Below are 14,965 nucleotides of genomic sequence, written 5' to 3'. Positions count from 1 at the left end.
TGAACATATTTTTTGATCTCGAAGCGACAGGCACAAAACGGAGAGAAACTATGTTTGAACCTATGGAACTAACCAATGACGCGGTGATTAAAGTCATCGGCGTCGGTGGTGGCGGTGGTAATGCCGTCGAACACATGGTGCGCGAGCGCATCGAAGGTGTTGAATTCTTCGCCGTTAATACAGACGCTCAGGCGCTACGTAAGACGGCTGTTGGCCAAACCATCCAAATTGGTAGCGGTATTACCAAAGGGTTGGGTGCTGGCGCGAACCCAGAAGTGGGTCGTAATTCAGCCGAAGAAGACCGTGAAGCTCTGCGTGCAGCTCTTGAAGGCGCGGACATGGTCTTTATCGCCGCAGGTATGGGTGGTGGTACCGGTACTGGTGCTGCTCCTGTTGTTGCCGAAGTGGCAAAAGAACTGGGTATTCTGACAGTCGCCGTGGTTACCAAGCCTTTCAACTTCGAAGGCAAGAAACGCATGGCATTTGCTGAGCAGGGTATTGCTGAGTTGTCCAAGCATGTGGACTCACTGATCACTATCCCGAATGACAAATTATTGAAAGTTCTGGGGCGTGGCATCTCTTTACTGGATGCATTCGGTGCAGCGAACGACGTATTAAAAGGTGCTGTTCAGGGGATCGCCGAATTGATTACCCGCCCAGGCCTGATGAACGTTGACTTTGCCGACGTGCGCACAGTGATGTCCGAAATGGGTTATGCCATGATGGGCTCCGGTGTGGCTTGTGGTGAAGATCGTGCAGAAGAAGCAGCAGAAATGGCTATCTCCAGCCCGTTGTTGGAAGATATCGACCTGTCTGGTGCTCGTGGTGTGTTGGTTAACATCACTGCTGGTTTCGATTTACGTTTGGATGAGTTCGAAACTGTGGGTAATACTATCCGTGCATTCGCGTCCGACAATGCCACCGTTGTTATCGGTACATCGTTAGACCCGGAAATGAACGACGAACTGCGCGTAACTGTTGTTGCGACCGGTATCGGCATGGATAAACGCCCAGAAATTACGCTGGTTACCAACAAGCAGACTCAGCCTGTGATGGACCATCGTTACCAGCAGCATGGCATGTCACCTTTACCTCAGGAAGTTAAACCTGCGGCTAAAGTGGTCAATGACCCGACTGCTCAAACCAATAAAGAGCCCGATTATTTGGATATCCCGGCATTTTTGCGTAAGCAAGCCGATTAATTTTCGAATATTTGGAATCTCCGCTCTTTGTGCTAAACTGTCCCACCGATCTTGTTATAAGCTTGGTCGGTAGGATGGATAACATTGCGAGATAAAACGATGATCAAACAAAGGACTTTAAAACGTATTGTTCAGGCGACTGGCGTCGGTTTGCACACCGGTAAGAAAGTCACGCTGACAATGCGACCCGCGCCGGCTAATACCGGGGTCATCTATCGTCGCACTGACTTGAATCCACCGGTTGATTTTCCGGCAGATGCAAAATCCGTGCGTGATACCATGCTCTGTACTTGCCTGGTCAATGAGCATGACGTGCGTATTTCTACTGTTGAGCATCTCAACGCTGCTTTGGCAGGGTTAGGGATTGATAACATTATTATTGAAGTTAACGCTCCCGAAGTGCCGATTATGGACGGTAGTGCCAGTCCATTCGTGTACTTGCTGCTGGATGCCGGTATCGAAGAGTTAAACTCTGCGAAGAAATTCCTGCGTCTGAAAGAGACTGTGCGGGTTGAAGACGGTGATAAATGGGCTGAATTGTCTCCATTCAATGGATTCCGTTTAGATTTTACCATTGATTTTAATCACCCGGCGATTGACTCAAGTACTCAGCGTTACCGTCTGGATTTCTCGGCCGATTCATTCGTCCGTCAAATTAGTCGTGCGCGTACTTTTGGTTTCATGCGTGATATCGAATATTTACAGTCCCGTGGTTTGTGCCTGGGCGGTAGTTTCGATTGTGCCATTGTGGTAGATGATTACCGCGTGCTTAATGAAGATGGCTTACGCTTTGAAGATGAGTTTGTTCGTCACAAAATGCTGGACGCGATTGGCGACCTGTTTATGTGTGGCCACAATATTATTGGCGCATTTACTGCGTTCAAATCGGGTCACGCCTTAAATAACAAGTTGTTGCAGGCTGTTTTAGCTAAGCAAGAAGCTTGGGAATTTGTGACGTTCCAAGACGAAGCCGAAATGCCACTGGCATTTAAAGCTCCGTCTACAGTATTAGCTTACTAAGTACTTTTGTACCCAAACTCATTGGCATTACAGCCAGCTAACATCGCTGTAAGTTCAAGTGTGAAGGGAAAAGCTACTTATCACTTTTGGTTGCGTTGGCACTCTCTCCGGCCAACGCAGCCAATCGTTCCAATATTATCCTAAGTTTTTCAGGGCTACGGCTCGCTAATCCTCTTAATTCCTTAGCACTTTCCAGACTTAAATGACGTAATGGCGGCGATTTTTCAGGATCTTGCGCCGATTTTGCCACATCTTGCGTAATGTTATGGCCCTTGGCCATTAACGACGGATTAATCCTGATGTCGATTGAAGACAATGATGGTAGAATTTGTGCTCGTAGTGCAGAGAGCAGAGCGGGTTGTTCATAACGTAAGCGCATTAACCAGCTAGCGTTCGCAGTCTCTAGCACTAAAACACTCTGTCGATAGTTAGCGACACGGCACCACGGCTGCATTTGTGAAGGGAGCAATCCTTTTACCGCACGGTTAAGTTTTAACAGTGCAGTAGCGCGTTGTTGTACGTTATGTAGCGGTCCGTTTTCTGCTGCAATGGCATCATCGAACAGAACATCTAATAATTGTGGGCGGTTTTCACGCATTGACAAGGCTCCGGCGGATTTTAAACTTGTGATCGGTATTCTAAATCGTTGGCGACAATTTGGTAGACGTTATTTCTGGCCGCATCTCTTGTTAGGGATGGTAGCGGCGAGTCTTGGCGTGCCATCAAACCTGTCTGGCGTTCCAGATCAAACTGCAATACCGAATACATCATCAAGCCAAAGCCGTCAGAATTACGGTGTGACAAACTTTAACAGTTTGGCATTGTTGCATGATATGCATCGCCGTCCTTCATTCAGCGTAGACTACTGGCAACAGCATGCACTGCGCACGGTTATTCGTCACCTCTCATTTGCGTTGGCACCTCAGGTCGCTTATGCGCGGGTGCAAGAAGTTACAGCAGTCGAGCAAGCTCAGCCATCACAAATTCAGCAGCTTGCACTGTTGGATACCCTCAATGCGCTGTTGACACATGAGTTTAAGCCACCGGCTATCATTCGTTACACCGAGCAAGTTAAGCGGCCTGTTCTTTCGTTACACAAACCTGGACTCTGGCTTGCACAAGTGCAAGGCATCCGTGCCGGGCCTCCTATCCTATACCTTAAATAATTCGAGTTGCAGGAAGGCGGCAAGCGAGAGACAAATAGGTCCGGAACCGATTTGAACAGCATTTATGCTAGCCCGTAGGGTGAACCTCATTAATCTCGATGAGCTTACATAAGTAAGTGATTCGGGTGATTGAATGTAGCCAACGCACATGCAGCTTGAAGTATGACGGGTATAAGCTAATTATTCTCTTGGTTTACCTCAATTTTATACAACCTTTGGCCGCCGGTTTGGTGGTCTTGTAAGAGATATTAAGAATCATGCTAATCAAATTATTAACCAAAGTCTTTGGCAGCCGTAACGATCGTACTCTGCGCCGTATGCGCAAAGTGGTTGATCAAATCAGCCGTATGGAACCAGAAATTGAAAAACTGACCGATGCTGAGTTGCGTGCCAAAACAGATGAATTCCGCGAGCGTCTGGCAAAAGGCGCGGTGCTGGAAACCTTGATCCCTGAAGCTTTTGCGGTTGTTCGTGAATCAAGTAAACGAGTGTTTGGTATGCGTCACTTCGACGTGCAGTTGCTCGGCGGTATGGTATTGAATGAGCGTTGCATCGCAGAAATGCGTACCGGTGAAGGTAAAACGCTGACTGCAACGCTGCCAGCTTACCTGAATGCGTTGAGTGGCCGTGGTGTTCACGTGGTTACCGTCAATGACTATTTGGCTCAACGTGACGCCGAAAATAACCGCCCATTGTTCGAGTTCCTCGGTCTAAGCGTCGGTATCAACTTGCCGAATATGACAGCACCAGCCAAGCGTGCCGCTTATGCTGCTGACATCACTTATGGTACTAACAACGAATACGGTTTTGACTATCTGCGCGATAACATGGCTTTCAGCCCGGAAGAGCGTGTGCAGCGTAAATTGCACTATGCGCTGGTGGATGAGGTTGACTCCATCTTGATCGATGAGGCCCGTACCCCGCTGATTATCTCTGGTCCGGCGGAAGACAGTTCCGAGATGTATATTCGGGTTAACAAACTTATTCCAAAACTGATTCGTCAGGAAAAAGAAGACTCGGACACCTTCCAGGGTGAAGGCCACTTCTCGGTCGATGAAAAATCACGTCAGGTTCACTTAACTGAACGTGGCCTGATTCTGATTGAACAAATGTTAGTGGAAGCGGGCATCATGGAAGAAGGCGAGTCGCTGTACTCTCCAACCAACATTATGCTGATGCACCACGTCACGGCCGCGCTGCGCGCCCATGTGCTGTTTGCCCGTGATGTTGACTACATTGTGAAAGATGGTGAAGTTATCATCGTCGACGAACACACTGGCCGTACTATGCAAGGGCGCCGTTGGTCAGATGGCTTGCATCAGGCTGTTGAAGCAAAAGAAGGTGTGGAAATCCAGAACGAAAACCAAACACTGGCTTCCATTACCTTCCAGAACTATTTCCGTCTTTATGAAAAACTGGCCGGGATGACCGGTACGGCGGATACCGAAGCGTTTGAATTTAGCTCAATCTACAAGCTCGATACCATTGTTGTACCCACTAACCGCCCAATGATTCGTAAGGATTTAGCTGATTTGGTCTATATGACTGAACAGGAAAAAATTGGTGCGATTATCGAAGATATCCGTGAGCGTACTGCGAACGGTCAGCCAGTATTGGTTGGTACTATCTCGATTGAGAAATCTGAAGTGGTATCTGCCGAATTGACCAAAGCGGGCATTGAGCACAAAGTTCTGAACGCCAAGTTCCATGCCATGGAAGCAGAGATAGTCTCTCAGGCGGGTCAACCAGGCGCGGTAACTATCGCTACCAACATGGCTGGTCGTGGTACCGATATCGTGTTGGGGGGGAGCTGGCAGAGTGAGATTGCTTTGCTGGAAGATCCGACCGAAGATCAAATTGCCGCCATTAAGGCCGCCTGGCAGATTCGCCATGATGCCGTGCTGGCATCTGGTGGTTTACACATTATTGGTACCGAGCGTCATGAGTCACGCCGTATTGATAACCAGTTACGTGGTCGTGCGGGCCGTCAGGGTGATGCCGGTTCTTCACGCTTCTACTTATCAATGGAAGATGCCTTGATGCGTATTTTTGCCTCTGACCGTGTGTCTGGCATGATGCGTAAATTGGGTATGAAACCGGGCGAAGCCATTGAACATCCATGGGTGACGAAGGCCATTGCTAACGCACAGCGTAAAGTTGAAAGTCGTAACTTCGATATTCGTAAGCAATTGCTTGAATATGATGATGTCGCCAGTGATCAGCGTCGTGCCATCTATAGCCAGCGTAATGAACTGCTGGACGTATCTGATGTTAGCGAAACCATTAACAGCATTCGTGAAGATGTATTCAAAACAGTTATCGACAGCTACATTCCTACCCAGTCACTGGAAGAAATGTGGGATGTTGAAGGCCTTGAACTGCGCCTGAAAAATGATTTCGACTTGGATATGCCAATTGCACAATGGTTGCAAGATGAGCCACAACTGCATGAAGAAACGTTACGTGAGCGTATTCTTCAACAAGCAATTGAGGTGTATCACCGCAAAGAAGAAGTTGTTGGCATCGATATGATGCGTAACTTCGAAAAAGGCGTGATGCTACAAACGCTCGACTCCTTGTGGAAAGAACACTTGGCTGCAATGGATTATCTGCGTCAGGGGATCCATCTACGTGGTTATGCGCAAAAAGATCCTAAACAGGAATATAAGCGTGAATCTTTCGCCATGTTCGCTGCCATGTTGGAATCACTAAAATATGAAGTGATCAGTGTGCTGAGCAAAGTACAAGTGCGGATGCCAGAAGAGGTAGAAGCGCTGGAAGTACAACGTCGTGAAGAAGCCGAGCGTTTGGCGAAACAGCAGCAACTAAGCCATCAGTCTGACAACAGTGCCTTGATGTCAAAGGATGAAGTCAATGTAGCCGCTAGCCTTGAGCGTAAAGTGGGTCGTAATGATCCGTGCCCATGTGGTTCAGGCAAAAAATACAAACAGTGTCACGGCAGCCTACAGTAATACTTAAGGCCATTGGTAATACTGAAAATGAGGGCGGCTTAAAAACCGCCCTTTATTTTGTCGTTCTTTTTAGGACAGATACCAAGAGGCCATATAACTTACTGTTTATGCTCTGATCAGGAGAAAGAGAATTGAAACATTTACAGATAGCGGTAGGGATTATCCGCAACGCCCAGCAGGAGATTTTTATTACTCAGCGCGCTGCTGATTCTCATATGGCAGGTTTTTGGGAGTTTCCCGGTGGTAAGGTTGAGCAGGGTGAAACAGCGGAACTTGCTTTAAAACGTGAGCTGTCAGAAGAAGTAGGGATCGTGGTACAAGAGGCTGTGTTACTCAACGTCTTGGAGCATACTTTTACCGACCGTATCGTGACATTAAGTTTCTATATGGTTGAAGCGTGGGATGGTGAGCCCTTTGGCCGCGAAGGGCAACCCATTCGCTGGGTAAGGCAATCCGAATTGGTTGCCGAGGAGTTTCCGCCAGCGAATGCCGCAATCATTGCATTACTCACCCGATAACTCCGTGTTGCGCTTAATAAAATTGTAATTAATATAATGGGAAGGGAGCAAAATAGGATTGCTCCCCAATGATATGCGCATCAATGCGTTGGGGGTTCTTCCTCACTCCATTCATCACTGTCAGATAACTCGCCATGGCTTGAAATACGCTTTTCTTCGTCAGCCCATTCGCCTAGGTCGATCAGTTGACAGCGTTTGCAGCAGAAAGGGCGATATGGGCTTTGCTCTCCCCAGATAACGATTTTCCCACAGGTAGGGCAGTTAACTTCGATTTCTTCTAAGTCCATATTCTCTCCTTAAAAACCAACTGATTGATTGCCACATCAGCAGCAGGCTAATTCAAACGATAAACGGGCCGGAACGGTACCATTTTCACTGTCGAGCGGTAAAAAGCGAATAGCATACCGTGTTTTATGACCAGAAATTTGTGGGTATAGTTGTGGGTCTAATGGCAAGCGCAGCCGGAGTAGGTCAGCACCTTCGGCATTATCTTGAAAGAATCCATTCAAGCTGATTTGTGCCCGTAACGGACCCGACTGGCGAATTAAATCTAAAATGATGGTCAGAGACTGATTGAGTGGCGCTAAGCTTACCAGCAATTTATCAATATGTTGGTCACGCTGCTCCTGTGGTTGATGTAGCCAGGTATGTAACGTGGGTAAATCAAAGCTACAGTAGCCACCGGGAATACTAAGACGTTGGCGAACGACAGCGATTAAGCGGTCTTCTTTTAATGATTGCCCGATACGTGGCGCGGACATTAATACTGTGGCATGGCTTTTTAGTTTACTGCGCAAGGAGTCCACTCGCGACATATCCACACCGGGTATATCGGCCCATTGCTGTAACTTCTGTTGTTGGCGCTCAAGCTCTTTGAGCAAATCAGTGCGGACTTCGCCGCGATCCAAAACTTCAATCAAATCGCATGCGGCGCGAAAAAATGTTAATGCAGTGGCAATATTATCTAACGAACGTTGGCTTTCTAATTGTTGTAATAAAAATTCTATTCTCAGCCAGGTACGCATTTTTTCATTCAGCGGATGTTCAAAAAGTATTGTTGAGGTGAGGTCACTCATTGGTGTAGATCCTGTTGGGCCGCGGCTGCCAATATTAAATACTGTTGGTGTAATGAAGCAACTTGCGAGGCGATAATGGATGGATCGCCGCTATTGTCAATAATATCATCGGCACAGGCTAGCCGTTGTTGCCGCGAAACCTGTGACGCTAAAATATGTTCTGCCTGTTGGCGGGTAATACCATCTCTTGCCATCGTGCGCGTGAGTTGTATTTCAGGTGCTACATCTACCACTAACACACGATTAGCACGGTGCTGTAAACCATTTTCAAGCAACAAAGGAACAATCCAAAGTGCATATGGTTTATCAATATTCGCTAATTGGTGCTCAGTTTCTTGCTGAATAAGTGGATGCAACAGTGAATTTAACCATGCTTTTTCCTGCGGCTCACTGAAAATTTTTGCGCGTAATGCACTTCGGTTTAATGAACCATCTGCTTGCAAAATAGTTTCGCCATAGCGGGATGCGATAGCTGCCAATGCTGGCATACCCAGTTCAACAACCTGGCGAGCGATAATGTCAGCATCAACAAGGGGCACCCCAAAATCGGCGAATGCATCTGCTACGGTACTTTTGCCGCTGCCAATCCCGCCGGTGAGAGCCACAATATAGGTCATTGCCTAGCCTTGTATACTGTCAGTGAGTGGTCGAATTGTATCTGAAAGCAGGTGGGAAGAGATAGTAAGGTATGCATTCTGTTTGAGCTACGTGGAAAAATAAGTGAAGTGAGCGCGCAGATAAAAGAGTGGTTGCTATTCTCCAAGTAATTTGTGGGATTATAGCGTAAATAAAGGTGGATTCGCAGTCTTGCCGTAGAATTATTCATGCGTATGATAGCTTCACTGGGATGGCGTGATTTACGCCCGATCACTTTTTGCGATCTATCGCCACTAACCAGGAAATAATAAGCCATGCGTATTGAAGAAGGTTTGAAATTAGGTTTTAAAGATGTGTTAATCCGCCCTAAACGTTCCACACTGAAAAGCCGCTCTGAAGTAGAGCTCGAGCGCCAGTTTACCTTCAAACATTCAGGTTGGAATTGGTCTGGTGTACCTATCATCGCTGCTAATATGGATACTGTTGGCACCTTCCGCATGGCTGAAGTTTTGGCATCATTTGATGTGCTTACCGCAGTTCATAAGCACTACACGGTTGAACAATGGGCTGAATTTGTAAAACGGGTTCCTGAATCTGTATTGCGTCATGTCATGGTGTCGACAGGGACTTCCTCTGCCGATTTCGACAAAATGAAGCAAATTCTGGCATTATCACCGGCACTGAAATTCATCTGTATCGATGTAGCTAATGGCTACTCTGAGCATTTTGTTTCCTTCCTGCAAAAAGCTCGCGAAGCCTGCCCGGACAAAGTGATTTGTGCTGGCAATGTGGTGACTGGTGAGATGGTAGAAGAGCTTATCCTTTCTGGTGCAGATATTGTTAAAGTGGGTATTGGTCCAGGTTCTGTTTGTACCACGCGAGTTAAGACCGGTGTTGGTTATCCACAGCTATCTGCTGTGATCGAGTGTGCCGATGCTGCCCACGGTTTGGGTGGACAGATTGTCAGTGATGGCGGCTGCTCTGCACCGGGCGATGTGGCTAAAGCTTTCGGTGGTGGTGCTGATTTCGTGATGCTGGGTGGCATGCTAGCAGGGCACGATGAGTGTGAAGGCCGCGTGGTGGAAGAAAATGGCGAGAAATTCATGCTGTTCTACGGTATGAGTTCAGAGTCTGCTATGAAACGCCACGTAGGCGGAGTCGCTGAATATCGCGCCGCAGAAGGTAAAACAGTTAAACTGCCATTACGCGGTTCCGTTGATAACACGGTGCGCGACATTATGGGTGGCTTGCGTTCTGCTTGTACCTACGTGGGTGCTTCGCATTTAAAAGAACTGACCAAGCGCACCACCTTTATCCGAGTTGCAGAGCAAGAAAACCGCGTTTTTGGCAGTAACTGATTACGGATGGAAACAGGGCGTTATTTAACGCCCTGTTTCGACCTCCCTTTCCCCACGATACTTCGCCCTTAATACCCGTATTACCCAATAACATCCCCTAGTTGAAATATCGGTAAATACATTGCGATCACTAGAACCCCGACGATGCTGCCAATAATCAACATCAACAGTGGTTCCAACATTTGTGTGAGATTATCGGCTAAATCCTGTGTTTTTTGCCGATGCCAACCTGCTAGTTTTTCTAATAACACATCCAACGCGCCAGATTCTTCACCCACCCGAACCATTTGTTGGCATAGCGGCGGGAATAGATGATGTTGTGCAAGAGCGATATGCAGAGGCTCACCTTGGCTGATCTGTTGTTGAATATGTTTTAATGCTTGCTGATAGGTACAGTTATTGATGGAAAGGAGTGCGGCATCCAATCCGGCAGTTAGCGGTAATCCGGCATGTTGAGTGATAGCTAATGTTTGAAAAATTTGGCTAAGGCAACTTCCTCGGATTAATGTGGAGATGAGTGGGAGACGTAATAACAGTGTTTGCTCCCATTGTTGCACGTGCGCCTGACGCCGCCGCGCATAAAGGTATCCTATACATATTGATGTTAATAACACCGCAATATATGGCCCGTAAGTAGTAAGAAATACTGACATCAGCAGCAGCGTGGCAGTCAGTGTGGGTAATGGTGTATCAAATGATTGATAGATTTGTGCAAATTCAGGCAGCACCATGACCAGCATAACGAGGCTAACAACCATCGCGATAACGCAGACAAATATTGGATATTTGAGTGCCTTAATCACTTTCTTTTGTAATTTTTGTTGCCGTTCTTGGTGCTGTACCAACTGAATACAGCACTGTTCAAGGTTACCTGTCAGCTCCCCCATTGCAATCACTGGGGGGTATAATCGGGGGAACGTGTGTGGGTAACTCGCCATCGCTTCAGATAGTGATTGGCCCTGTGAAACCAGTTGGCTTATGTCCTGCAATAAGCAGCGCCACGGTAATGCATCTATCTCTTTCGCTAGCAGTTGCAGGCTATTAACCAAAGGCAGTCCGGCTTGCAGTAGTGTCGCCAATTGGCGAGTAACAGCCACCAGGTGCTCACCTTGCCAATAACTCATTGATAATCGCTTACCACCCTTAACGTTTAATGGTTGTAACCCTTGGCGGAACATTTGTTCATAAACAATATTTCGCTCTGTTGCCAATTGTGCTCCAGTCTGTAACTGTCCTGTAGTATCAATGGCTTTCCAGTAAAATAAACGTTGATGACTCACAGGATTACCTCGAATTCTTTCAGAGTTCCCACAACACGATTAATTTCACTAAGCGTAGTAACACCGCTTTCAACTAATGCCAAACCAGCAGAAAGTAATGTTACTTGTTCTTGCTCTTGTGCAATCTGAGTGAGCTTTGCCGGGCTGACATTGTTGAGCAAAGCTTGCTGGATTGGCGGGGTGACACTTAACATTTCGTAAATACCTGTGCGACCATAATAACCTGCGCAACAGTGTTCACAGCCCACGGCGAGATAATGTTGCAATGGACTCGCCCAAACACCTGCCGGAACCTGAAAAAGAGTGGGAGATGCCTGGCGACAGTGCAGGCAGAGCCTGCGAACCAGTCGTTGGGCGATAACTAACGTCAGGCTCGATGCAATTAAGTGACGTTCTATTCCCATTTGTGTCAGGCGTATTAGGGTTTCAGATGTTGAGTTGGTATGCAGTGTTGAAAGTACCAGATGCCCCGTTAATGCGGCCTTAACCGCTATCTCGGCAGTTTCATTATCGCGAATCTCGCCGAGCATAATCACATCAGGATCCTGGCGTAGCATCGCGCGTAATACGCAAGAGAAATCCAATCCAATTCTATTGTTAGTCTGAGTCTGATTTATGCCATCAACCTGGATCTCTATAGGATCTTCAACACTACAGATGTTTCTTTGCGGTTGATTGAGTTGGTCTAAACTGCAATAGAGCGTCACAGTTTTTCCACTTCCGGTAGGCCCAGTCACCAGAACTAAACCTTGCGGAGCAGATAATGCGCGCGTGAGTTGTTGGTGGGCCATGGTTGTCAGACCCAGACTGGCCAGCGTTGGTTGTTGATGAATATTCAGTATACGCAGCACCACTTTTTCACCGAACTGTACGGGGAGGGTGGCTATTCTTATGGAGTAGCGGGTGCCATTTAACACTAAAGCTAGCTGGCCATCCTGCGGTAACCGTTTTTCCGCGATATTCAATTTAGCCATAACTTTTAGGCAACTGCTGATACGGCTGGTTAATTCAGTTGTTGGAGGTGGGGATTCGTGTAAAACACCATCAATTCTTAAACGAATACGATAATGATGCTGATAAGGTTCAAAATGGATATCTGAGGAACGTTTCTGAATCGCCAATCTGAGTGTTTGCGTTATAAATTGAATAACGGGAATATCACTTTCATTATCCAGCAACGTCTCATCTAAATCCTGTTGTGGCAGAGAAGCTGAGCCTCCTCCTTGTCGTTTCCTCTCTTGTCGCGATACGCCTTGGCTATTTTCGGTAGATTCTACTTCTAGGTTTAGGTGCTCTTTTGCTGATGGCTCAAGGTTTAATAACTGTTCAATCTTAGCCTCAGGCCAGTATTCTACGGTAATTTTACGACCACAGGTAAAACGCAGAGCAGTTAATAATTCGTCATTCACTGGTTTGGATGACGCTATAGCGAGGTTTTTGCCATCGAGTTTTAAGGCTATTGCCCTATAACGACGACAGAGTTTGTGTAATTCAGCGCTGATTCGCTCGGGTTGGTGTGCCATGAATTCAGTCATTGGATTAGGCCTTATCATTGAAACGGAACACGGTCTTACAGCTATCAGCAAGGTTGTTATCTACGGTGGTACATGTTCTGGTCCAGACAATATTTCCACTACTACTAAGTGTGGGGGTCATCGAGAGAGTCAGGTCAGCAAGGGTATGTTGACCCGTAAGTGTAATCACACCTTGATCAATGGTTGTTGCACTGACATAACGCGATGGTTGCCCAGCCGGTACGCCGTTATTGCCCGCATTACAGCTATCGAACTTGGCATGCTCCAGAGCACAAAGTTCTACCGCCATTTTGTAGGGCACGATGGCTTGTAACATATCGGTGAGGGCTGCTTTTTGGATATAGCGCTGATAGGAAGGAATACCAATACCGCTAAGTACAGCAATGATGGCGATGGCAACCATTAATTCAATTAAGGTAAAACCCTGTTGCTTATTCATTTGTCACTCTCCTTGTGTGTGAGAAAACAAGGGAAGGGTGCAACTTTTTAATTGATGGCAACAGGGGCATTACATTGATTTGCGAAGCAGGCTGTCGAATATTTAGGTTGTTACAGTGAAGTCACAGATAACTTCGGCGATGCTCGCAAAAACAGAATTAGAGTCTGCTAATGGCTATCATCGGCCGAAGATAATTTGGTAGGCTTATTTAAATCGCATGGACAGGTCTAAAGCTGTCACGTGTTTTGTTAGTGCACCGACTGAGATGAAATCAATACCGGTTTCGGCATAGCTTCGCAGTGTTTCTAGCGTAACGTTGCCAGAAACTTCCAGTTGAGCACTCTCTTGGGTCTTGGCCAACTCATTACGCATGTGCACAGCATCACGCATCATTGGAATGGTAAAATTATCCAACATAATGATATCGGCACCAGCGGTTAATGCTTGTTGCAATTCATCAAGGGATTCAACTTCAACTTCGACGGGAACATCGGAATGAATCCAAAATGCTTTAGCAACCGCTTCTTTGATAGAGCCAGCAGCAATAATGTGATTTTCCTTGATAAGGAAAGCATCAGATAAGCCGAGTCGATGATTATTACCGCCACCGCAGAGGACGGCATATTTTAAGGCGGTACGCAGCCCTGGCAAGGTTTTCCTGGTATCGAGTAATTGTGTATGCAACCCAGAGAGCTCCGCCACATAACGGCTGACCTCGGTAGCGACACCGGATAAGGTTTGCAAGAAATTAAGTGCGGTGCGTTCACCGGTAAGTAGGATACGGGCAGGGCCAGTCAGATGGCAAAGTGTCTGATTAGCTATCAACTTGTCTCCATCGTTGACTAACCATTCAACTGTCACTTGGGCGCCAAGTTGAATAAACACTTCATTTAGCCAGCGCTGACCACAAAAGATACCAGCTTCGCGCGTAATAATCGTGGCATTAGCCTGTTTATCTGCTGGGAGTAATTGTGCGGTGAGGTCGCGATCTGCATTAACCTCACCACCCAGGTCTTCGCTCAAAGCTTGGGCAACAGTGAAAGGGATATCACATTGAATTCGTTCCAATAGCTCGGCACGGCGGCTGTCGGCATTATAGCTGCGGGTCGGCATATAAAACTCCGAAATGGCGGATAGATAATAGTTCAAACATGCTACTCTGTTGCTGGCTGAAGTGCCATAAAAGAGCCAGTTGAAGTGTACTATTAGGGGGCTTAGATAAACAATGCAGTTAGAAAATGGCTGGATTTTAGGGGTTAAACGGGTCGTTTCTCCCCATTTTGATCAACGGCCAGAATGCGAGGTACCTTCGCTGCTGGTAATTCATAATATCAGTTTGCCCCCTGGTGAATTTGGTGGCCCATATATCGATCAGCTTTTCACTGGCACACTAAATGCCGATGAACATCCTTATTTTGCTGATATTGTTCACTTGCGAGTTTCAGCCCACTGTCTGATTCGTCGTAATGGTGAAATTATTCAATATGTTCCGTTTGATCAACGCGCTTGGCATGCTGGAGTCTCAAGCTTTGGCGGGCGTGAGCGGTGTAACGATTTTTCTATTGGGATCGAGCTGGAAGGAACGGATGTGTTACCGTTTACGCCCGCACAATATCGGAGTTTGAATGAGATAAGTGTGCTGTTATTTGCTCATTATCCGATAACTGTTGATCGGGTGACGGGCCATAGTGACATTGCGCCACAACGTAAAACCGACCCTGGCCCCGCTTTTGATTGGGCTTTGTATCAGCAGAGTTTAGTGAAGTTAACATCGCCATCGTGATGCTGGTGATTCAGTCTTC

15 protein-coding genes are annotated in these 14,965 nt (G+C 46.9%); 7 read left to right on the top strand and 8 right to left on the bottom strand.

Annotated features, from left to right (window positions below; genetic code table 11):
* Positions 1-50 precede the first annotated feature (50 nt).
* Entirely contained in the window at positions 51-1,202 is a 1,152-nt protein-coding gene (gene ftsZ / locus V1955_RS18485) for a cell division protein FtsZ (protein ID WP_004389003.1), read from the top strand.
* A 99-nt stretch (positions 1,203-1,301) separates the two neighbouring features.
* Positions 1,302-2,222, top strand: a complete 921-nt coding sequence (lpxC, locus tag V1955_RS18480) for a UDP-3-O-acyl-N-acetylglucosamine deacetylase (protein ID WP_005181431.1) — start codon at positions 1,302-1,304, stop codon at positions 2,220-2,222.
* 73 nt (positions 2,223-2,295) lie between these two features.
* On the opposite strand, the gene V1955_RS18475 is transcribed toward lpxC, so the two are convergent.
* Positions 2,296-2,820 (bottom strand): DUF721 domain-containing protein, encoded by a 525-nt coding sequence (locus V1955_RS18475; RefSeq protein WP_193784725.1) that lies wholly within the window; start codon positions 2,818-2,820, stop codon positions 2,296-2,298.
* 28 nt (positions 2,821-2,848) lie between these two features.
* Here V1955_RS18475 and secM point away from each other — a divergent pair, with 28 nt between their 5' ends.
* The 3 genes from secM to mutT all read left to right on the top strand — a co-directional run bounded on the left by secM (position 2,849) and on the right by mutT (position 6,878).
* Positions 2,849-3,388, top strand: a complete 540-nt coding sequence (secM, locus tag V1955_RS18470) for a secA translation cis-regulator SecM (RefSeq protein WP_083160513.1) — start codon at positions 2,849-2,851, stop codon at positions 3,386-3,388.
* 257 nt (positions 3,389-3,645) lie between these two features.
* Positions 3,646-6,360, top strand: coding sequence for a preprotein translocase subunit SecA (secA, locus tag V1955_RS18465; protein ID WP_083160511.1), 2,715 nt, complete (start codon positions 3,646-3,648; stop codon positions 6,358-6,360).
* A gap of 131 nt (positions 6,361-6,491) precedes the next feature.
* Positions 6,492-6,878 carry an 8-oxo-dGTP diphosphatase MutT gene (mutT, locus tag V1955_RS18460; protein ID WP_050132916.1) on the top strand — a complete coding sequence of 129 codons (387 nt, stop codon included), beginning with the start codon at positions 6,492-6,494 and terminating at the stop codon, positions 6,876-6,878.
* 80 nt (positions 6,879-6,958) lie between these two features.
* Here mutT and yacG read toward each other — a convergent pair whose 3' ends face one another.
* From yacG to coaE, 3 genes are read right to left on the bottom strand one after another with little or no spacing between them, the layout of a single operon-like run.
* The gene (gene yacG, locus V1955_RS18455) at positions 6,959-7,165 is read right to left on the bottom strand and encodes a DNA gyrase inhibitor YacG (RefSeq protein ID WP_050086102.1); all 207 of its coding nucleotides are present in this window, start codon (positions 7,163-7,165) and stop codon (positions 6,959-6,961) included.
* Between the two features lie 36 nt (positions 7,166-7,201).
* Positions 7,202-7,954 (bottom strand): cell division protein ZapD, encoded by a 753-nt coding sequence (gene zapD / locus V1955_RS18450; RefSeq protein WP_083160506.1) that lies wholly within the window; start codon positions 7,952-7,954, stop codon positions 7,202-7,204.
* Positions 7,951-8,571, bottom strand: coding sequence for a dephospho-CoA kinase (gene coaE, locus V1955_RS18445; protein ID WP_083160504.1), 621 nt, complete (start codon positions 8,569-8,571; stop codon positions 7,951-7,953). The genes zapD and coaE overlap by 4 nt, the downstream gene beginning before the upstream one ends.
* Before the next feature lie 294 nt (positions 8,572-8,865).
* Between coaE and V1955_RS18440 the strand changes: the two genes are divergently transcribed.
* Entirely contained in the window at positions 8,866-9,909 is a 1,044-nt protein-coding gene (locus tag V1955_RS18440; RefSeq protein WP_083160502.1) for a GMP reductase, read from the top strand.
* Between the two features lie 80 nt (positions 9,910-9,989).
* On the opposite strand, the gene hofC is transcribed toward V1955_RS18440, so the two are convergent.
* The 4 genes from hofC to nadC form a co-directional block, all read right to left on the bottom strand.
* Positions 9,990-11,189 (bottom strand): protein transport protein HofC, encoded by a 1,200-nt coding sequence (gene hofC / locus V1955_RS18435; RefSeq protein WP_083160500.1) that lies wholly within the window; start codon positions 11,187-11,189, stop codon positions 9,990-9,992.
* On the bottom strand, positions 11,186-12,724 hold the full coding sequence (gene gspE, locus V1955_RS18430) for a type II secretion system protein GspE (protein WP_372568677.1): 1,539 nt from the start codon (positions 12,722-12,724) through the stop codon (positions 11,186-11,188). The genes hofC and gspE overlap by 4 nt, the downstream gene beginning before the upstream one ends.
* Positions 12,725-12,728: 4 nt before the next feature.
* Positions 12,729-13,163, bottom strand: a complete 435-nt coding sequence (gene ppdD, locus V1955_RS18425; RefSeq protein WP_083160498.1) for a prepilin peptidase-dependent pilin — start codon at positions 13,161-13,163, stop codon at positions 12,729-12,731.
* Between the two features lie 204 nt (positions 13,164-13,367).
* On the bottom strand, positions 13,368-14,276 hold the full coding sequence (gene nadC, locus V1955_RS18420) for a carboxylating nicotinate-nucleotide diphosphorylase (protein ID WP_083160496.1): 909 nt from the start codon (positions 14,274-14,276) through the stop codon (positions 13,368-13,370).
* 112 nt (positions 14,277-14,388) lie between these two features.
* Here nadC and ampD point away from each other — a divergent pair, with 112 nt between their 5' ends.
* On the top strand, positions 14,389-14,946 hold the full coding sequence (ampD, locus tag V1955_RS18415; RefSeq protein ID WP_083160494.1) for a 1,6-anhydro-N-acetylmuramyl-L-alanine amidase AmpD: 558 nt from the start codon (positions 14,389-14,391) through the stop codon (positions 14,944-14,946).
* Positions 14,947-14,965 lie beyond the last annotated feature (19 nt).

Origin of the sequence: Yersinia sp. 2545 StPb PI, assembly GCF_052217125.1 — a bacterium.
Taxonomy (GTDB): Bacteria; Pseudomonadota; Gammaproteobacteria; order Enterobacterales; family Enterobacteriaceae; genus Yersinia; species Yersinia enterocolitica_E.
The sequence above is the reverse complement of the archived record's forward strand: the minus strand, read 5'-3'. Positions and strand labels throughout refer to the sequence as shown.